19 protein-coding genes and 1 pseudogene are annotated in these 17,658 nt (G+C 27.2%); 17 read left to right on the top strand and 3 right to left on the bottom strand.

The annotated features are described in order from the left end of the window. Positions 1-52: 52 nt before the first annotated feature. From rplI to era, 4 genes are read left to right on the top strand one after another with little or no spacing between them, the layout of a single operon-like run. A complete protein-coding gene (gene rplI / locus CQA44_RS00260; protein ID WP_115545286.1) occupies positions 53-499 on the top strand; it encodes a 50S ribosomal protein L9 in 447 nt (148 codons plus the stop codon). 10 nt (positions 500-509) lie between these two features. Further along, positions 510-1,043, top strand: coding sequence for an ATP-dependent protease subunit HslV (hslV, locus tag CQA44_RS00255; RefSeq protein ID WP_115545285.1), 534 nt, complete (start codon positions 510-512; stop codon positions 1,041-1,043). Further along, positions 1,040-2,341 (top strand): ATP-dependent protease ATPase subunit HslU, encoded by a 1,302-nt coding sequence (gene hslU, locus CQA44_RS00250; RefSeq protein ID WP_115545284.1) that lies wholly within the window; start codon positions 1,040-1,042, stop codon positions 2,339-2,341. Before hslV ends, hslU begins: the two co-directional genes overlap by 4 nt. A gap of 6 nt (positions 2,342-2,347) precedes the next feature. Then, entirely contained in the window at positions 2,348-3,229 is an 882-nt protein-coding gene (gene era, locus CQA44_RS00245; protein ID WP_115545283.1) for a GTPase Era, read from the top strand. Here the strand turns inward: era and coaE are convergent. Further along, positions 3,226-3,819 carry a dephospho-CoA kinase gene (gene coaE / locus CQA44_RS00240; protein WP_115545282.1) on the bottom strand — a complete coding sequence of 198 codons (594 nt, stop codon included), beginning with the start codon at positions 3,817-3,819 and terminating at the stop codon, positions 3,226-3,228. The genes era and coaE overlap by 4 nt on opposite strands. Continuing rightward, on the bottom strand, positions 3,820-4,044 hold the full coding sequence (locus CQA44_RS00235; protein ID WP_115545281.1) for a hypothetical protein: 225 nt from the start codon (positions 4,042-4,044) through the stop codon (positions 3,820-3,822). A 144-nt stretch (positions 4,045-4,188) separates the two neighbouring features. Between CQA44_RS00235 and CQA44_RS00230 the strand changes: the two genes are divergently transcribed. The 10 genes and pseudogenes from CQA44_RS00230 to CQA44_RS00190 form a co-directional block, all read left to right on the top strand. Further along, on the top strand, positions 4,189-5,997 hold the full coding sequence (locus CQA44_RS00230; RefSeq protein ID WP_115545280.1) for a menaquinone biosynthesis decarboxylase: 1,809 nt from the start codon (positions 4,189-4,191) through the stop codon (positions 5,995-5,997). A gap of 31 nt (positions 5,998-6,028) precedes the next feature. Continuing rightward, positions 6,029-6,517, top strand: a complete 489-nt coding sequence (locus CQA44_RS00225) for a c-type cytochrome (RefSeq protein WP_258864847.1) — start codon at positions 6,029-6,031, stop codon at positions 6,515-6,517. 7 nt (positions 6,518-6,524) lie between these two features. Next, the gene (locus tag CQA44_RS00220; protein ID WP_115545279.1) at positions 6,525-7,100 is read left to right on the top strand and encodes a YigZ family protein; all 576 of its coding nucleotides are present in this window, start codon (positions 6,525-6,527) and stop codon (positions 7,098-7,100) included. A 115-nt stretch (positions 7,101-7,215) separates the two neighbouring features. Continuing rightward, positions 7,216-7,647: a protoporphyrinogen oxidase HemJ gene (gene hemJ, locus CQA44_RS00215; RefSeq protein ID WP_115545278.1), complete on the top strand. Its 432-nt coding sequence runs from the start codon at positions 7,216-7,218 to the stop codon at positions 7,645-7,647. A gap of 13 nt (positions 7,648-7,660) precedes the next feature. Further along, on the top strand, positions 7,661-9,046 hold the full coding sequence (gene argH, locus CQA44_RS00210) for an argininosuccinate lyase (protein ID WP_115545277.1): 1,386 nt from the start codon (positions 7,661-7,663) through the stop codon (positions 9,044-9,046). After that, entirely contained in the window at positions 9,030-9,728 is a 699-nt protein-coding gene (gene ubiE, locus CQA44_RS00205) for a bifunctional demethylmenaquinone methyltransferase/2-methoxy-6-polyprenyl-1,4-benzoquinol methylase UbiE (protein WP_115545276.1), read from the top strand. Before argH ends, ubiE begins: the two co-directional genes overlap by 17 nt. Before the next feature lie 7 nt (positions 9,729-9,735). Beyond that, on the top strand, positions 9,736-11,268 hold the full coding sequence (locus CQA44_RS00200; protein ID WP_408941365.1) for a Na+/H+ antiporter NhaC family protein: 1,533 nt from the start codon (positions 9,736-9,738) through the stop codon (positions 11,266-11,268). Positions 11,269-11,279: 11 nt separating this feature from the next. Beyond that, on the top strand, positions 11,280-11,540 hold the full coding sequence (locus CQA44_RS13065; RefSeq protein WP_258864846.1) for a hypothetical protein: 261 nt from the start codon (positions 11,280-11,282) through the stop codon (positions 11,538-11,540). Between the two features lie 111 nt (positions 11,541-11,651). Next, positions 11,652-14,480, top strand: coding sequence for a type ISP restriction/modification enzyme (locus CQA44_RS00195; protein ID WP_258864845.1), 2,829 nt, complete (start codon positions 11,652-11,654; stop codon positions 14,478-14,480). A gap of 54 nt (positions 14,481-14,534) precedes the next feature. Further along, positions 14,535-15,407, top strand: a pseudogene (locus CQA44_RS00190) (alpha-1,2-fucosyltransferase); the annotation flags it as partial. On the opposite strand, the gene CQA44_RS00185 reads toward CQA44_RS00190, so the two are convergent. Further along, positions 15,408-16,382 (bottom strand): murein L,D-transpeptidase family protein, encoded by a 975-nt coding sequence (locus CQA44_RS00185; protein WP_115545273.1) that lies wholly within the window; start codon positions 16,380-16,382, stop codon positions 15,408-15,410. Between the two features lie 154 nt (positions 16,383-16,536). On the opposite strand from CQA44_RS00185, the gene rplU reads away from it, so the two are divergent. Genes rplU through CQA44_RS00170 form a run of 3 tightly spaced genes read left to right on the top strand, consistent with a single transcriptional unit; the run spans position 16,537 to position 17,650 of the window. Continuing rightward, a complete protein-coding gene (rplU, locus tag CQA44_RS00180) occupies positions 16,537-16,848 on the top strand; it encodes a 50S ribosomal protein L21 (protein WP_115545272.1) in 312 nt (103 codons plus the stop codon). Between the two features lie 35 nt (positions 16,849-16,883). Continuing rightward, complete coding sequence (gene rpmA, locus CQA44_RS00175; protein ID WP_115545271.1) at positions 16,884-17,138, top strand: 50S ribosomal protein L27; 255 nt, start codon at positions 16,884-16,886, stop codon at positions 17,136-17,138. A 56-nt stretch (positions 17,139-17,194) separates the two neighbouring features. Next, positions 17,195-17,650 carry a DUF2059 domain-containing protein gene (locus CQA44_RS00170; RefSeq protein ID WP_115545270.1) on the top strand — a complete coding sequence of 152 codons (456 nt, stop codon included), beginning with the start codon at positions 17,195-17,197 and terminating at the stop codon, positions 17,648-17,650. The last annotated feature ends 8 nt before the right edge of the window (positions 17,651-17,658 follow it).

Genomic DNA, 17,658 nt, shown 5'->3' with positions numbered 1-17,658 from the left:
AATTATATATTAAAACAATAAATTTTAATTATCTTAATTTTAAGGAATAAAAATGAAAGTTTTATTGCTACAAGATGTAAAATCTTTAGGGAAAGCAGGTCAAATTTGTGAGGTAAAAGACGGCTATGGAAGGAATTTTTTGATAGCTAAAGGCTTTGGGCAATTAGCCACAAATGAAACAATAAATAGATATAAAAGTAAAGAAAAAAAGAGATTAGAAGAGGAAGCAGCTTTAATCCAAGATTTAAAAAATACTGCTAAAACATTGCAGAATCTAACTTTAAAAATAAATAAAAAAGTAGGTGCAAATGGTTCTCTTTATGGTGCAATCACAAAAGAAGAGATTGTGCAAAGCTTTAAAGAAAATCATAATATTGATATTGATAAAAAAGCTCTAGAGCTAAAAACCCCTATTAAAAGCACAGGAATCTATGAGTTAGATTTGAAATTAGGCTTTGGTATTCACGCAGTTTGTAAGATTGACATTCAAGCAGAATAAGGAAATAATTATGTTTGAAGCAACCACAATTCTTGCATATAGGGGAGTAAATAAGTCTGTTATTGGTGGAGATGGGCAGGTTACATTTGGTAATTGTGTATTAAAGTCAAATGCCACAAAGATTCGCTCTTTATATGAAGGGAAAATTTTAAGTGGTTTTGCTGGAAGCACAGCAGATGCTTTTAGTCTATTTGATATGTTTGAAAATATTTTAGAAACTAAAAGAGGTGATTTAGAGAGATCAGTAGTTGATTTTAGCAAGGAGTGGAGAAAGGATAAATATCTTCGCAAATTAGAAGCAATGATGTTAGTTCTTAATCGCTCTAAAATATATATATTAAGTGGGAGTGGTGATGTTGTAGAGCCAGAAGATGGCAAAATTGCTGCTATTGGCAGTGGCGGTAATTTTGCACTTTCTGCTGCTAGAGCACTAGATAGAAATGCTTCATTAGCTGAAGATGTATTAGTGAGGCAATCACTTCAAATAGCAGGCGAACTTTGTATTTACACAAATATGAATATTAAATTATTGGAGATTCAATGACTTATAAAACACCAAAAGAAATTGTAGAATATTTAGATGAATATATAATTGGGCAAGATAAGGCAAAAAAAGCTATTGCTATTGCCCTTAGAAATAGATTTAGAAGAATACAGCTTCCAAAAGAAGTTCAAGATGAAATTGTCCCTAAAAATATTCTAATGATAGGAAATACAGGTGTTGGTAAAACAGAGATTTCTCGTAGAATGGCAAAAATTTTAGGACTTCCATTTATCAAAGTTGAAGCAAGTAAATATACAGAAGTTGGATTTGTTGGAAGAGATGTAGAATCTATGGTTAGAGACTTAGTTAATGCCTCAATGAATCTTATTAAAAGTGATTATAGAAAAAAAAATGCTGATAAAATAGAAGATTATATAATTAGCAAAATTACAAATAGTCTAATTCCACCTCTACCAAACACTGCTAGTGAGACAAAAAAAGAAGAATATAGGATTTCATCAAATAAAATGAAACAAAAAGTAAAAGATGGATTGGTTGATAATTTAGAAATTGAAATTGAAGTAACAGATGCTCCAATTAATCCATTTCCAATTCCGAATATAGGCATAGTTGAGATTTTTCCAAAACAACAAAAAACAAAAAAAATAAAAACAAGCGTTAAAGAAGCAAAAGAGTTGCTAAAAAATGAAGCAATAGAAAATATTACAAATATTGATGAGCTTAAGAGCGAGGCTTTAAAAAGGGCTGAAGAAAGTGGGATAATATTTATTGATGAGATTGATAAAACAGCAAGTGCAGAAAGCAGTCTAAGACAGAATCCAAACAAAGAGGGTGTTCAAAGAGACTTATTGCCTATTGTTGAGGGAAGTATTGTTGATACTAAATACGGACAAATTAAAACTGATTATATTTTATTTATTGCAGCAGGTGCTTTTCAACTCAGTAAGCCTAGTGATTTAATACCGGAATTGCAGGGTAGATTCCCTATTCGTGTGGAACTTGATGCGTTGAGCGAAGAGGATTTATATAAGATTTTAACACAGACTAAAAATTCAATTATTAAGCAATATATTTTATTACTAGGCACAGAGGGCTTAAGATTAGAATTTGATGAAGAAGCTTTAAGGGCAATTGCTAAATTTGCCTATATTGCTAATGAAAAGACAGAAGATATTGGAGCAAGGAGGCTTCATACTATAGTTGAAAAAGTGCTGGAAGATATTAGTTTTAAAGCACCTGAAATGAGTGGAGAGAGCATTATAATAACCAAAAAGGATATAGAAGATAAATTAGATTCTATTATTCAAAGTGCAGATATAACAAGATATATTTTGTAATATTTTATGACTAAAGCTGGATTTGTAGCAATAATAGGGCGCCCAAATGCTGGAAAAAGCACTCTATTAAATGTATTGATAAATGAGCAAATAGCCCTTGTATCACATAAAATCAATGCTACTAGAAAAAGAATGAATATTATTGTAATGCATAATAATGCACAGATTATTTTTATAGACACCCCTGGAATCCATAATAGACAAAAATTATTAAACCAATTTATGTTAAAAGAATCTCTAAAAGCAATAGATGATTGTGATATTGCTATATTTCTGTCTCCATCTACTGATAATCTAAGTTATTATGAGGATTTTTTAGCATTAAGCAAGGGTAAAAAACACATTGTTTTACTTAGTAAAGCTGATTTATTAAGTAAAGATGAGATTCTAGTAAAATTAAGTGAGTATGAAAAATATAAAAATTCTTATGAGGCAATAATCCCAATATCTTCTTTTAAGGGAATAAAAGATATATCAATTATTTTTGATGAGATAGTTAAGTATATTCCACATTCCCCTTATCTTTATGATGTTGACATTATTAGCACACAAAATTTAAAAGAAATTTATAAAGAAAAAATTAGAGAATCTCTCTTTAAATTTGTAAATAAAGAGATTCCATATCAAAGTGATGTGATAGTTAAAAAAATTGATGAATTAGAAGATTTAGATAGGGTTTTTGCACAAATTATTGTTGAAAAAGAAAGCCAAAAGCCAATTTTAATAGGAAAGGATGCAGCCAATATTAAAAATATAGGAATATTTGCTAGAAAAAAAATTGAGCAATTTAGCAACAAAAAGGTATTTTTAAAGTTAGATGTTGTTGTAAAAAAAGGTTGGAGTAAAGATAAGAAATTATTAAAAGAAATTGGATATGAGCTAGATTAGGATATAGTCTTTAAAAAGGTTTCTATATTTGTTTGCAGGGCTGCTAGACTTGCTGTATTTTCTATTGTGTATGTAGCTAACTTCTTTTTTTCTTCAATATCAATTTGATTTTCAATCCTTTTTACTGCATCTTCATAAGATAGATTATCTCTTTTAATTATTCGCTTTATTTGTAAATCTTTTGGGGCGTAAATTAATAAAATATTATAAATATCAAAAGCATTATTTTTAGCTTTCATTTCAAAGAAAATTGGTATATCAATAAAGTATTTTGTATTATTAGATTCTAGTTTTCTTGTTTCTTTATAAATTTCTTCTTTAATCTTTGGGTGTAATATATTTTCTAAGATTTGAAGCTTGTTTTTATCATTAAATACTATTTGTCCTAGCTTTTTTCTATCTATGTTACCATTTTTCAAAATCTCACTGCCAAAATATGCAATTACCTCGTTTTTACTAGCTTCTAGTTGTAAGTGAGATATATTATCTGCATCAATTATAGTATAACCATATAATTTTAAGAGATTACAGACAGTGCTTTTACCACTTCCAATTCCTCCTGTAATAACTATTGCATTTTTAAATGACATTTATTTATTTGTAATTGCTCTCAAAGATGGGTCATCTTGAAGCACAGAGGCATTTTTATCTGCAATTTGAGCTTCGTAGCGTGTTTGATGTTTTATATAATCTTTATTAGCTTTTTTTACAGGATTGCTCCAAAATTGTTCTAATGGGTTTCTTTTTTCTATAAAGGTGTAATAACTAAGAACGCCTACTACTCCTATAACTACTACTTTTCCAATATTACTCATATTTTCTCCTCTTTTTAAATACAAATATATTGTAAAATTCAATTATAAAGATAATGTTAGATTACGATTGTATAATAATTTTACTAAAATTATTATACAATAAGTAACATTTTAATTTAAATCTTTAAATTAAAGGCATTTTTTATGCAAACTATTATAGATATTTTGAAAAAGCATAATGAATTAAAAATTATTAACGAAAGCCTAGATATTGAGCTTGAGATTCCACATATTGCTTATATTGAAGTTAAAAAGCCAGATTCTAAAGCATTATTTTTTACAAATCCAATATGTAAGAAAACTAATACAAAATTTGATATACCAGTTTTGATGAATATTTTTGGCTCTTTTAAGAGGCTTGAAATTCTAGGATTAGATAGTGAGTTTATATCAAAAGAGATTGAAGCTTTTATAAAATTATCAGCACCAAGAAATTTTTTAGATTTATTTTTAAAATTTAAAACACTCTCAAAACTAATATATTTATTTCCTAAGAAAGTAAAATATATTCCACATAAAAGTTTTACTGGGAAAAATGTTGATTTATTTTCTCTACCTATTACTAAAACTTGGGAAAAAGATGGTGGTAGATTTATCACTATGGGTCAGGTTTATACTCAAAGTCTTAACAAAGAGATTAAAAATTTAGGTATGTATAGGTTGCAGGTATATGATAAAAATCATTTAGGAATGCATTGGCAGATACATAAAGATTCTAATCATTTTTTTAGTGATTATAAAAAAGCAGGTATTAAAATGCCTGTATCAATAGCAATAGGAGGTGATCCAATATATACTTGGTGTGGTCAGGCACCGCTTCCTTATGGAATGTATGAGCTTATGTTATATGGTTTTATTAAAAAAAAGCGTCCAAAAGTTAGAAAATGCTTAAGTAATGATTTATTTGTGCCGAGTGATAGTGATATTGTAATTGAAGGGTTTGTAGATGTGGATAGATTGGTAGATGAAGGACCTTTTGGAGACCATACAGGATATTATACACCAATAGAGCCATATCCTATTATGGAAGTTAGTGTAATTAGCCTTAAGAAAAATCCAATTTACTTATCAAGTGTAGTTGGAAAACCTCCATTAGAAGATAAATATATGGGATATGTAACAGAGAGAGTTTTTTTACCTCTTTTAAGGATGACTATACCAGCTTTAATTGATTATTATATGCCAGAAAATGGGGTGTTTCATAATTTAATACTAGCTAAAATTGATACTTTGTATCCTTCACATGCAGAACAAATTATGCATAGTTTTTGGAGTGCTGGACAAATGAGCTTTGTAAAACATGCCATTTTTGTCCCAAAAGATGCTCCAAATTTAAGAGATACTAAAAATATTACAGAATATATATTAAATAACTTAGACATTAATAATTTATTTTTTTCAAGCGGAATCTGTGATGCACTAGATCATTCTTCGCCATATTTTGCAAAGGGTGGTAAATTAGGCATAAATTGCACTAATGGTATTCCTAAATATAAAAATCTTACAATTTTGGATAATGATGTTTTATTGGAGCAAATTAAACAAAAATATAATGAGATTATTGCCCTAAGGCAGTATTTTATTAATACTAAAAATCCTATCACATTAATTACTATTGATAAAAATAGTAGAGTTTTAGAACATATCAATTCCTTTAATCCTAATCACATTAGGATAGTTTTTGTTCTAGATTCTAATAATGACCTAGATAATTTATATATGTGTCTTTGGAGGATTGTAAATAATATTGATGCAAATAGGGATATTTTAGTGCAAAATAATATTGTATTAATTGATGCAACTAAAAAAGGAGAACTAGAAAGTCACAAGAGAGAGTGGCCAGATGATGTTGATTGTAGTATTGATGTGTTAAATTATCTAGTAAAACTTGGTATAATTGACAAAAAACTATGGAGAAAATATCATATTGATAAATCTTATAGCACTATATAGTGAATGAATAACAAATGAAAGGATCTAAATAATGAAAAAAATACTAGTATTAGCTTTAGCATTTATGTTTATTGCTTGTGATAATAAGGATTCTAATGTAGAATCTAATACAAAAGTTGCAGATTCTAATGCAATAAATATAGAACAATCAACTAATGATACCAAATCTATTGTAGATTCTAATGCTTCAAATCCTATATCAAGCACTTTAGAATCTAATAGCACAGTAGCACTTAACAACACAATAGAGCAAACTTCACAGACTAAAACTCCACAAGAATTATATAAAAAATGTATTGCTTGCCACGGAGAAAATGGTGATAAAGTAGCTCCCGGAAGTGTTGGGAATGTTTTGATAGCTAATCTATCAAGAGATAGCATAATTGAGAGTATGAAAGGATATAGAGCAAAGACTTTATCTAAAGGCGGAACTTCGGCGATTATGTATCTACAAGCAAATGGTCTAAGTGATAAGGATATTGAGGTTTTGGGAGAGTATATTTCTACCTTGAAAAAATAATTACATAATGTTTATAGTAGAAGGCATAGTAAATAGTGAGTATAGAAAAGATAATTCATTATTTTTGCCTTACTTAATACCTAAAATAGATATAGAAAAAACATTGATAGAGTTAAAAAAAGAGCATAAAAAAGCGGTGCATTTTGTGAGGGCTAGTAGAATATTTAATAATAATCAGCTTTTAGAATCAAGTAGTGATGATGGTGAGCCTAAAGGTAGCTCGGGCGTGCCTGTTTTAAATGTAATGCGTGGAAATGACTTAGTTGAATGTGGCATTATTGTAGTTAGATATTTTGGAGGTAAATTACTTGGAGTTGGAGGCTTGGTTAGGTCATATACTAATGCTACACTAAATGTTATTAAAACTGCTAAAGAAAATATGATGTTAGTAAAGTATGAGTCAAAAAGTAATGTAGAGTTTATTTTAGATTTTAATCAAACTAATTATGCAAAATATATTGCAAATAAACTTAAAATAAATGTTTTATCTATCAGTTTTGATAATTGCAAGACTAGGATTAACCTAGAGGCTAATTTAAATAAATTAGAAGCTTTTAAAAAGGAATTAGAAAACTTTAAATAAAAGAGCAAAGCTTTATTTCAAACTATAAAAATTAATAGTAAATATTTTGTTTTTATGTGAAATTTTGTAATAATTCTAAATTTTTATAACTTATTTAAAATAAGGTGATTACATTATGGAATATTATAATTATATTAAAGCTTTGCATATAGTTGCTTTTGTTTCTTGGATGGCAGTTTTATTTTATTTACCCAGATTATTTGTATATCATATAGAAAATAAAGATAAAAAAGATTTTGTTGATGTGGTAAAGATTCAAGAAAGTAAGCTTTATTATTTTATTGGAACTCCTTCAGTTATTATTACTGTAATTACGGGGCTTATTATGATATTTAGCAATCTTGCTTTGTTTAGAAGTGGTGGTTGGCTTCATATAAAATTATTATTTGCATTATTTTTAATAATGTATCATATTGATTGTGGGAGGCATTTAAAAAATCTTAAAAACAATATTTATAATAAAAGTAGTAAATTTTTTAGAATCTATAATGAGTTTCCCACAATTTGTTTATTTGTAATTGCTTTTTGTGCAGTGTTGAAATTCTAAAAAGGAGTGTTTCTTGGATAAGCTTTGGAGTGGTAGATTTAGCACTAATAGTGCAAAGATTCTAGAACAATTTAATGCTTCGATATTATTTGATAAAAAGCTTTATAAACAAGATATTATAGGCTCTAAGATTCACGCTGAAATGTTAAGTAATATCGGAGTTATAAGCTTTGAGGAGAAGAACTACATTATAGGTGGTTTAGATAAAATATATCAAGAAATTGAAGATAATGAGTTTAATTTTAAAATTGCTGATGAAGATATACACATGGCAATTGAGAAAAGACTTGTTCAATTAATTGGTGATGTAGGTAAAAAACTCCATACAGCAAGAAGTAGAAATGACCAAGTAGCTCTAGACTTAAAGCTATATGTTAAATGTAGTAATGAAGAAATTAGAGTTTTACTACTAGATTTGATTAATACTTTATTAAGCATTGCAAAAGAGCATATCAATACAATTATGCCTGGAATGACACATTTACAACACGCACAGCCAATTAGTTTAGCATTTCACTTACTTGCATATTGTTTTATGTATAAAAGAGATGTTGAACGTTTAGTTAGTGACAATGATAGAAATGATTATTGTCCTCTTGGCTCGGCAGCTTTAGCTGGAAGTCCATATAAGATTGATAGGATGTTTTGTGCTAATAAACTAGGCTTTAAGTCACCTACATTTAATGCTATGGATAGTGTGAGTGATAGAGATTTTGTTATTGATTTGCTGTATTCTATATCAATGATTATGCTTCATACCTCAAGATTTGCAGAAGAGTTAATTTTATGGAGTAGTAGTGAATTTAATTTTATTACAATAAGCGATTCTTTTGCTACGGGAAGCTCTATTATGCCAAATAAGAAGAATCCAGATGTTGCAGAATTACTTCGCGGTAAAACAGGCAGAGTTTATGGGAATCTAGTCGCTTTATTAACCACAATGAAAGCTATTCCTCTTGCTTATAATAAAGATATGCAAGAAGATAAAGAAGCTATCTTTGATAGTATTGAAAATGTAACTATATGTTTAAAAGTGCTAAATTCAATGTTAAAAGAAATTACAATTAATAAAGATTCTATGTTAAAGAAAGCTAAAATGGGGCATTTAGTCGCTACGGATTTAGCTGATTTTTTAGTGCAGAAAAAAAATATTAGTTTTAGAGATGCTCATCATATAGTTGGTAAGGTTGTAGCTTATGCAGAATCTAGAGGTTGTGATATAAGTGAATTAGATGAGAGTGAATTAATAAAACAAGATTCTAATTTATGTGGTGCTAAAGAAATATTAGATTTAGAAAAATCTATGAATAGTAGAGATTCATTTGGTGGAAGTTCTGTAAATCGTCTGAAAGAACAAATTAAAATTATACAAGATTTTTTAAATGAACAAACAAAATGATATTATAAGTATGTTTAATAGTATAGCATCTAGTTATGATATAGCAAATAGGATTCTTAGCTTAGGCGTTGATACTAGATGGAGAAAAGAGGCTTGCAGTATTGCTTTAAATTTATATACTAAAGATAAACTTAATATATTAGATGTTGCTTGTGGAACAGGTGATATGATATTAAATTGGCTTAAATATACAGATAATATAGATTCTATTATAGGCATTGACCCATCAGAGGAGATGCTTAAGATTGCTAGAAAAAAGCTTCCAAATAATGTTGTTTTGCAAAATTCTGAAGCAAAGGAATTAAAGATTAAAGATAAAAGCATAGATATTTTATCTATTGCTTACGGTCTTAGAAATGTAGTTGAGATAAATCTAGCTTTGAGTGAATTTAAAAGAGTTCTTAAAGATAATGGTATCTTGGTTATCTTGGAATTTAGCAAAAAAGAAAATCAAAATATTTTTGATAAAACAGCTCTATTTTATACTAAAAAGATTTTACCATTTATCGGTGGATTTATCTCTAAAAACTATAAAGCTTATAAATATCTTCCTAATTCTATTGATGATTTTATTACATTAGAAGAGCTAGGAGAAATGCTTATAGAATTAGGATTTTTGGTAGAATTTAAAAAGCGATATGTATGTAATCTTTGTAGCTTGATTATTGCAAGAAATATTTAAGGTGTAAGTGTTGGAAAATTTATCAGATTCTCCTTTAAGTTTATTGGTCCCACTTTGTGTTATTACTTTGGTTTTTATAACAAGAAGAGTTGCTTTATCACTTTTATGTGGAATCTTGCTTGGTGGAATTTTACTTTTTTATAATAAGCCATTAGAGATTTTAATCTATGTTTATAAGAATTTATCTAGTATTTTTTATACTATAGAAGATTCTAAGATAAGCATTAATTTTAGCAATATATATGTATTTGGATTTTTGGTAATTCTTGGTGTATTAAGTCAAATGATTCTTTATTCTGGAGCAGTTAATGCTTTTGTAAGTTGGGCTCATAAGAGAGTAAATAGTGCTCAAGGGTCAGAATTTATTGCTTTTATTGCTGGAATTGTTATTTTTATTGATGATTATTTTAACGCATTAACTGTTGGGCAGATTAGTAAATCTTTAAATGACGCAAATAAATCAAGTAGAGAGCGTTTAGCTTATATTATAGATTCTACTTCAGCACCTGTATGTATCCTAATGCCAATTAGTAGCTGGGGAGCATATATTATAGGAGTTATGGATAAAAATATTCCGAAAGATTTTGGGGATAGTTTATTTTTGCTAACAAATAGCATTTGGAGTAATTATTATGCGTGGTTTGCATTATTTTGTGTGTTTTTGACTATTATTTGGCAAGTTAATCTTCCATCTATGCAAAAAAATGTAAATATTGGTGTTAATGATGTAATACAAAAAGCAAATATAAATGATAAAATTAGCTCCATTTGGTTACTTATCATTCCTATTTTAGTATTAATAATATCTATTTCAAGTATGTTATTTTATAGTGGATATGTAGAATCTAGTGAGCCAACTTTAATGAATATACTAGCAAATACAAATCCTGCTTTTTCACTATTTTATGGAGGTTTATTAACTTTAATTGTAAGTTTTGTAATTTCTTATAAACATCTTAAATATTCATATTATATGCCTATTGTTAAAGCAGGATTTTTAGGAATGCTTCCTGCAATTATCATCTTAATTCTAGCATGGGCAATAGGTCCTGTTATAAGAGATGATATGCAAACAGGAATCTACCTTGCAAATATAAGCAAAGATTTATTTTCATCTAATACTACGGTTTTTATACCTATAGTCTTGTTTGTCATTGCGGCTTTTATAGCCTTTTGCACAGGAACTAGTTGGGGAACTTTTGCAATATTAATTCCAATAGGAGTAGAAGTTGTTGTCCAAAATGGAGGAAATTTAACCCTTTGTTTATCAGCAATTTTAGCTGGAGCCGTGTTTGGTGACCATAGCTCACCAATATCAGATACTACGATTTTGTCTGCTACGGGGGCTGGTTGTTCTGTGCAAAGTCATTTTATAACACAGCTTCCTTATGTAGCTAGTGTAGCACTTGTATCTTTGATTAGTTTTATAATTGCTTCATTTGTAGATAGCGTGTTGCTAGGATATGTTATTGGGTTAATTCTTTTGATAGGGTTGTTTTATTTTTATAAAATCAAAGTTAGTAAGCCACTTAGATTTTAAGGAGCTTAATAGTGAATATTATTACAACACAGGATAAATTAAAAGAATATATTAAAAATATAAGAGATATAAGTAAAGATTTTATTAATGAAAATAGTGAATTTTCATTTCGCACATATTTAGAAAATTTAATAAATAATATTAAACCAAAAGAGGTAAAATTAATTCACGAAGCTAGAGAAGAGCAAGGTATTAGACCTGATTTTAAGGTATATAAACATATAGATTCTAATAATATGCTAAGTTATAATGCCCTACTTGGTTTTATATAGTGCAAGAAATGGGGAGAAGATTTAAAGAGACATATTGATAGTAAGCAAATTGAGAGATATTCAAATATTTCACCAAATATTTTATTAACTAACTATAATCATTTTATTTTATTGTCATACGGAAAGAAAGTTTATGAAATTAAACTAGATTCTAATGATGATTTTATAGATATATCTAATAAGTTTAATGAACTAATAAGTGATTTTTTTAATGTTGATTATGTATTAATAAAATCACGAGATGAATTAGTTGAGATTCTTAGTAAGCAAAGCTTTTATTTTGCTACAAAAGTTAGAGATTTTTATAATAAGCATCATCAAACACCTTTCTATAAGTTTTTAAATAAGACTTATTCTAGTTTTAAAAATATTACAAATTATCAAGGACTTAGTATAGATGATTTTTGTGATATTTTAGGGCAGAGTATAGTTTATGGATTATTTGTATCACATTTGCAAGGTTCTATAAAAAATAGTAATGATTTTATGAGCCTTTTGCCAGAGGGCTTTGAGATATTAAAAGAATTTATACATTTTTCTATCCCACAATTCTATTTGCCATATGAAGTTTTAAATTCGCTTGATATTATTAAACAAACTATTAGTCTTATAGATGGTGAGACGATTTCTAAGTCTTTAAAAAGTGATTTAGATTCTATTACTATATATTTATATGAAGATTTTTTAAAAAAATATGATGATTTAAGAGGAAGTGAAAATAGAAAAGAAGGTGGTGTATTTTATACACCAGAGCCTATTGTTAATGCGATAGTTTCTCTTTTAAATGATATTTTAAAAAATAAGCTAGATAAGAAAAAAGAGTTTTTAGATTCTAGTGTAAAGGTATTAGATTTTGCCACAGGGACAGGTAGCTTTCTAGTTAAAATATTTGAGGTCATTTTAAATGAAGATAATTTAAATCTTACAAATGAAGCTATAAAGCAAAAATTAAAAGATATTTATGGTTTTGAAATAAGCTTTGTTCCTTATATTGTGGCTCATTTAAAGCTTCAAAACTTTTTAATAAATAAAGGCTTTAATGATTTTAGCAAGGTTAATAAAATCCAAATTTTATTAACTAATACCCTTGATTTAAACACTGATAGGGATAATGAAGTTCCTATGCCTTTAATGTTGCTAGAAGAAGAGGATAAGATAGCTAGAAATGTAAAACATACAGATAAGTTACTCGTTATATTAGGTAATCCTCCATATAATGCAAAAAGCAAGAATAATCTTTTAGAGATAAGAAATATTTTGCAGGTTTATAAAGATGGATTAAATGAAGTAAATATAAATTCTATCAATGATGATTATGTTAAATTTATAAGGTTTGCAGAGTGGAGATTATTAGAGAATACTAATCCAAATCAAGATGAGAAGTTACCTAATATATCTAGTGTAATAAAAGATGTGCCAAAATATGGACTTATGGGATTTATTACTAATAATTCATTTATATGGGGTAGAACACATAGGAAAATGAGAGAACATTTATATAATAGCTTTGATGAAATTTATATTATTAACCTTCACGGAGATAATCAAAAAGACCCAAGAGATGATGAAAATGTCTTTAATATTCGTGTAGGAGTTTGTATAAGCCTCTTTGTAAAATATCCACCTAGTAAAGTAAGCCTTTCTCATAAAGTTTTTTACTACTCTACACTTGAAAATAATATATTAAGAAGTAGTGATAAATTTAACTTTCTAAATAAGCTAAGTTATGATGGTCTTAATTCTCTTAAATGGAAAGAGTTGGAGTTAAAAGAGCCATTCTTTTGGTTTATAGATAGGGAGTTTGAAAACTTAGAATATGAAGATTTCATTCCTCTAGTAGAAGATAAAGCCTTTAAGACTAAAGGGCAGAAAGAAATTAAGGCTATATTTGAAAATTATAATAGTGGCATAAAATTTAGAAAAGACAATCTATTGGTTCAAGTAAGCTATGATAAAGTAAAAGAAATGCTACAAGATATGCAAAATTTAGAAGACAATAAAATACTGCAGAAATATCACTTAAAAGAGACTAGTGATTGGAAGTTACAACTACAAAAACAATATTTTATAAACTATAACAATAATGATATTATGAAAGTTGCTTATCGCCCTTTTGATATACAATTTTGTTATTACCCTTTAGAAAAAATTAACAAGATTATTCCTCGTGGAGATAGTAGAAAAAAATTTATGCAACATTTTTTAAATGGCGATAATTTGGGACTTTGTTTTACTAAAGATTATTCAGGTTATTATGATGCACCATTTATCTCAGACTTGCCTATTGATATTAACTATAATGGTGGACAAACATATATTACCCCTCTTTATCGCTATGAAAAAGTAGAAAATGCTGATTATGAAGAAAAGGGTGAAGAGCAATTTATAACTAAGCAAGTTTTAAATTTTAGTCCATTTTTTAAAGAGTATTGTAAAAATCATAAAATTTTAAAATCTAAGACTGAAAGGCAAATCTTAGCCTTTATTTATGCAAATCTTTATAATCCAAATTATAGAATTAAATATGCAGAGTATCTTAAAATAGGCTTTCCAAAAATTAATTTTGAAGTAGATTCTAATATTTTTGATAAGTTAGAAAGTATTGGTCAAAAATTAATAGATTTGCATTTAATGAAAAATATTCCACAAGATAGTAGTATAAGTTTAGAAATAAAAGAAAATCTAGTTATTAAAAAACTTTCTTTTAAAGAGAGATTTAAAGATAATAAATTATTTTTAAATGATGATTTAAAGATAGTTGGTATTAATGAGAGAATCTATAATTATACAATAGGTGGGAGTAAAGTGCTTGAAAAATATCTATCATATCGTAGTAATTATAAATGTGGTTATAATGAAATAGATAATATAATAAATATTTGTAAAGTTATTAAACAAACTATCATTTTACAAGATGAATTAAGAGGAATATTATTTTGAATAAATGCTTTAAAGATAAAAATTATTTGATGGAGGGGGGGGGTAGCAGTCTATTTTGAAGGTGGGCTTGGAAATCAAATATTTCATTATATATTTTGCTTAAAACTTCAAAGCTATATAGATAAAAAAATCTATCTTGATATTTCAGATTATAGAGTGCATTATGGTAGAAATGCGAGGAATTTTGAACTAATAAACTTTAATACAAACTTACCAATAATAAATAATAAAAAGACTCTTTGTAGTGTTATTAAATATAGCTACTTTGCTTTTATGACTAGAAGTTTTATTAATAGAATTACAAATAAATTTTTTAAAATAACATTTTTAAATCCTACAAATAAAACTATATCTTTCCCTCATCAAAAATTTAGAACTATTAGGGAATTAGCAGATAATCTTGGTAATTGTAATTATATTTTTAGAGAGTATATGTGGGATTTTAAGGAATTTATTGACCTTAAAGAGAATGTGCTTAAGTTTTTAACCCCTAGTATTTTATTAAATCATAAGAATCTAGTAATATTAAGGGATATTAAACAAGCAAAAAATTCTTGTTTTATTCATATTCGTAGAGGTGATTATGTTAATATTCCTGCCTATACTCTACTTGATATGAAGTATTATAGAAAAGCTATGGATATTATTAGAAATAAGCTTGGAGATGTGGAATTTTTTGTTTTTGGCAATGATATTAATTTTATTAGAGAAAATTTTAGTAATTGTAGGATTATTAATATTAATGATGAGGATAATGTTAGCTTTGATTTTATATTAATGAGAGCTTGTAAAAATGCTATTTTAGCAAATAGCACACTTTCTATTTGGCTTGGGTTTTTATGTGATGGCATTGTAGTTTATAAGAGAAATACTACTCCAGAGATTCCATTAGTTTTTCAAACAATGCAAAACCATATTTGTATTTAGTTATTTTTCTATGATAATTTTCATTTTATCATTGTTTAATACAATGTATAGCTCTTTTATTCCTTTAAATTTATACCCACCATCTGCCATGTAATCTTCTAAGAAAGTTATTCTATACATATCTTTCTTATCTTCATTTGGATATGGAGATATATTTATCTCTTTAAAATCAATTGTTTTTAGTTCGTCTTTTGTAAATACTCTTTTTTTAAACTCTTTAAAGTCTTTTAATCTCATACCATCAAATCTAATGAAATTATCATCATAGAATGATAAATATAGTCCTAAATCATTATTTATCCACGCATCTCTCCAAATAAATAATGATTGTAAGATACTAGCTAGAGAATCTTTTTTTACTTCTTTAACTTCAGTTGATGATGTAATTAAAATTGTTTTTTTATGGTCTATTATTTTGTCATAGTCTATTAAGATATTATTTTCGATAGCGATGCAACCCTTTGTGTTGTTATCTCTGTTTCCATTTAATGGAAGTCCGTGAATCCAAATGCCATAGCCTGTTTTTTTATTTAATTTATCATGCAGGTTTGGATAAGATGTTGCAAATGCAAGAGGTCCATAATATTGGTCAAGGTTTTGTAACTTTTTAGTTAAATCATATACACCAATAGGTGTAGCTAAATCACCCTCTGTTTTTTTATCTTCTTTATTTGAGCCAAAAATAGCACTTGTTTTATTTACTAACTTTAATTTATCATCTTCAAGTTTATACAATTCTAAACTAGTTTTTAGTTTTGATGCAATAAAAATATAATCTATACTTTCATAATAACCTAATTTTGTATCTTTATTTTTAAGAACATACTGCCAATAGGATTTATCCATTAGATATTTTTCTAATGCATTTTTTATGCTACCAATACCATTTTTCTGGTATATATTAACTATATCATATATCTTTGTATCATTTGCTTGCATAGTAATTGCTAGTAACAATAATGCTAAATATTTCATTATTTTCCTTATCTCAAATTAAATGCTCTATTTATTTAGATTTACAATTATACTTGAAATTTTATTAAATTGGCTTTTTAAGTAAAAAATAAAGTCTTATGTTATAAAATACAAGTTTTTATTTTAAAGTTCAAAATATTTAAAAGGAAAGCTAATGCAAGCAATAATTAAGAATGGAGGCAAACAATACAAGGTAAAAATTGGAGATATTATTCTTCTTGATAAAGTAAACCTTGAGCCAAAGTCAAATATTGAGATAACTGAAGTATTAGCATTAATAGATGGCGAAAAAATTGATTTTGGGACGCCATTTTTAAATAATGCTAAAGTTAAACTAGAAGTTATCAATCACGGAAGAGCAAGAAAAGTCATTACTTTTAAAAAGAGAAGAAGAAAAGATAGTAAGACAAAAAGAGGATTTAGACGAGATTTTACAAGAGTTAGAGTTGTAGAAATCTTTAAATAATTAAGGTTAAATATTTAAAATATAAGGATTAAAATATGGCACACAAGAAAGGTCAAGGTAGCACCCAAAATAATAGAGATTCTGCAGGTCGTAGATTAGGGGTGAAAAGATTTGGTTCAGAGTTTGTTAGGGCTGGTAATATTATTGTTCGCCAAAGAGGAACAAAGATACACCCAGGTAATAATGTAGGATTAGGGAAAGATCATACTATATATTCACTAATTGATGGTATAGTTAGGTTTGAGCGTAAAGATAAGTTTAGAAAAAAAGTATCAGTAGTTCCCAATTAAAATTTATAATATTTTAAGTAATACTAAAAATATTATATTTTAAGAGGTATTATTTTATGAAAAAGATATTTATTTTATTTTTATTGCTTATTTCATTATTGTTTTCTGATTATAAAGATGCTTATGAGGATTTTTTAGAACTATCTGGTTATAATGCTTCATATAAACTTATGTTTGATGATAGAACTATACTTAAAGTTATACATAGTGAATTATCTACTCTTGGAATAAATATTACAGATGAAATGGAAGATGATTTAACTGCTATATTAAAAAATTATATGTTTGATGTAAAAGAAGAGCTCGATAAAGATATGTTTTCTTTTTATAAAGAGAATTATTCAGAAGATGATTTAAAAGCTTTAATAGAATTTTACAAAACAGATATTGGTAAAAAAGTATCTAGTTTAACACCGTTATTTGAAAAAAAATTATTAGATACGCTTGATAAGGTAAAGGCTAAATATTATCCAGAAATGGAACAAGAAATAATAAAGCTTTTTGGTAAATAATTAAAGTA

The sequence above is a fragment of the Helicobacter sp. MIT 14-3879 genome (genome assembly GCF_003364125.1).
This window is presented reverse-complemented; position numbering and strand designations above follow the sequence as displayed.

What these genes read in the sequence shown, in the direction of transcription:
- CQA44_RS00185 (WP_115545273.1), bottom strand. Translation starts at nt 16,382, where the DNA reads ATGAAATATTTAGCATTATTGTTACTAGCAATTACTATGCAAGCAAAT.
- CQA44_RS00235 (WP_115545281.1), bottom strand. Translation starts at nt 4,044, where the DNA reads ATGAGTAATATTGGAAAAGTAGTAGTTATAGGAGTAGTAGGCGTTCTT.
- era (WP_115545283.1), top strand. Translation starts at nt 2,348, where the DNA reads ATGACTAAAGCTGGATTTGTAGCAATAATAGGGCGCCCAAATGCTGGA.
- coaE (WP_115545282.1), bottom strand. Translation starts at nt 3,819, where the DNA reads ATGTCATTTAAAAATGCAATAGTTATTACAGGAGGAATTGGAAGTGGT.
- hslV (WP_115545285.1), top strand. Translation starts at nt 510, where the DNA reads ATGTTTGAAGCAACCACAATTCTTGCATATAGGGGAGTAAATAAGTCT.
- CQA44_RS00225 (WP_258864847.1), top strand. Translation starts at nt 6,029, where the DNA reads ATGAAAAAAATACTAGTATTAGCTTTAGCATTTATGTTTATTGCTTGT.
- rplI (WP_115545286.1), top strand. Translation starts at nt 53, where the DNA reads ATGAAAGTTTTATTGCTACAAGATGTAAAATCTTTAGGGAAAGCAGGT.
- ubiE (WP_115545276.1), top strand. Translation starts at nt 9,030, where the DNA reads ATGAACAAACAAAATGATATTATAAGTATGTTTAATAGTATAGCATCT.
- hemJ (WP_115545278.1), top strand. Translation starts at nt 7,216, where the DNA reads ATGGAATATTATAATTATATTAAAGCTTTGCATATAGTTGCTTTTGTT.
- CQA44_RS00230 (WP_115545280.1), top strand. Translation starts at nt 4,189, where the DNA reads ATGCAAACTATTATAGATATTTTGAAAAAGCATAATGAATTAAAAATT.
- rplU (WP_115545272.1), top strand. Translation starts at nt 16,537, where the DNA reads ATGCAAGCAATAATTAAGAATGGAGGCAAACAATACAAGGTAAAAATT.
- rpmA (WP_115545271.1), top strand. Translation starts at nt 16,884, where the DNA reads ATGGCACACAAGAAAGGTCAAGGTAGCACCCAAAATAATAGAGATTCT.
- CQA44_RS00170 (WP_115545270.1), top strand. Translation starts at nt 17,195, where the DNA reads ATGAAAAAGATATTTATTTTATTTTTATTGCTTATTTCATTATTGTTT.
- CQA44_RS00220 (WP_115545279.1), top strand. Translation starts at nt 6,525, where the DNA reads ATGTTTATAGTAGAAGGCATAGTAAATAGTGAGTATAGAAAAGATAAT.
- hslU (WP_115545284.1), top strand. Translation starts at nt 1,040, where the DNA reads ATGACTTATAAAACACCAAAAGAAATTGTAGAATATTTAGATGAATAT.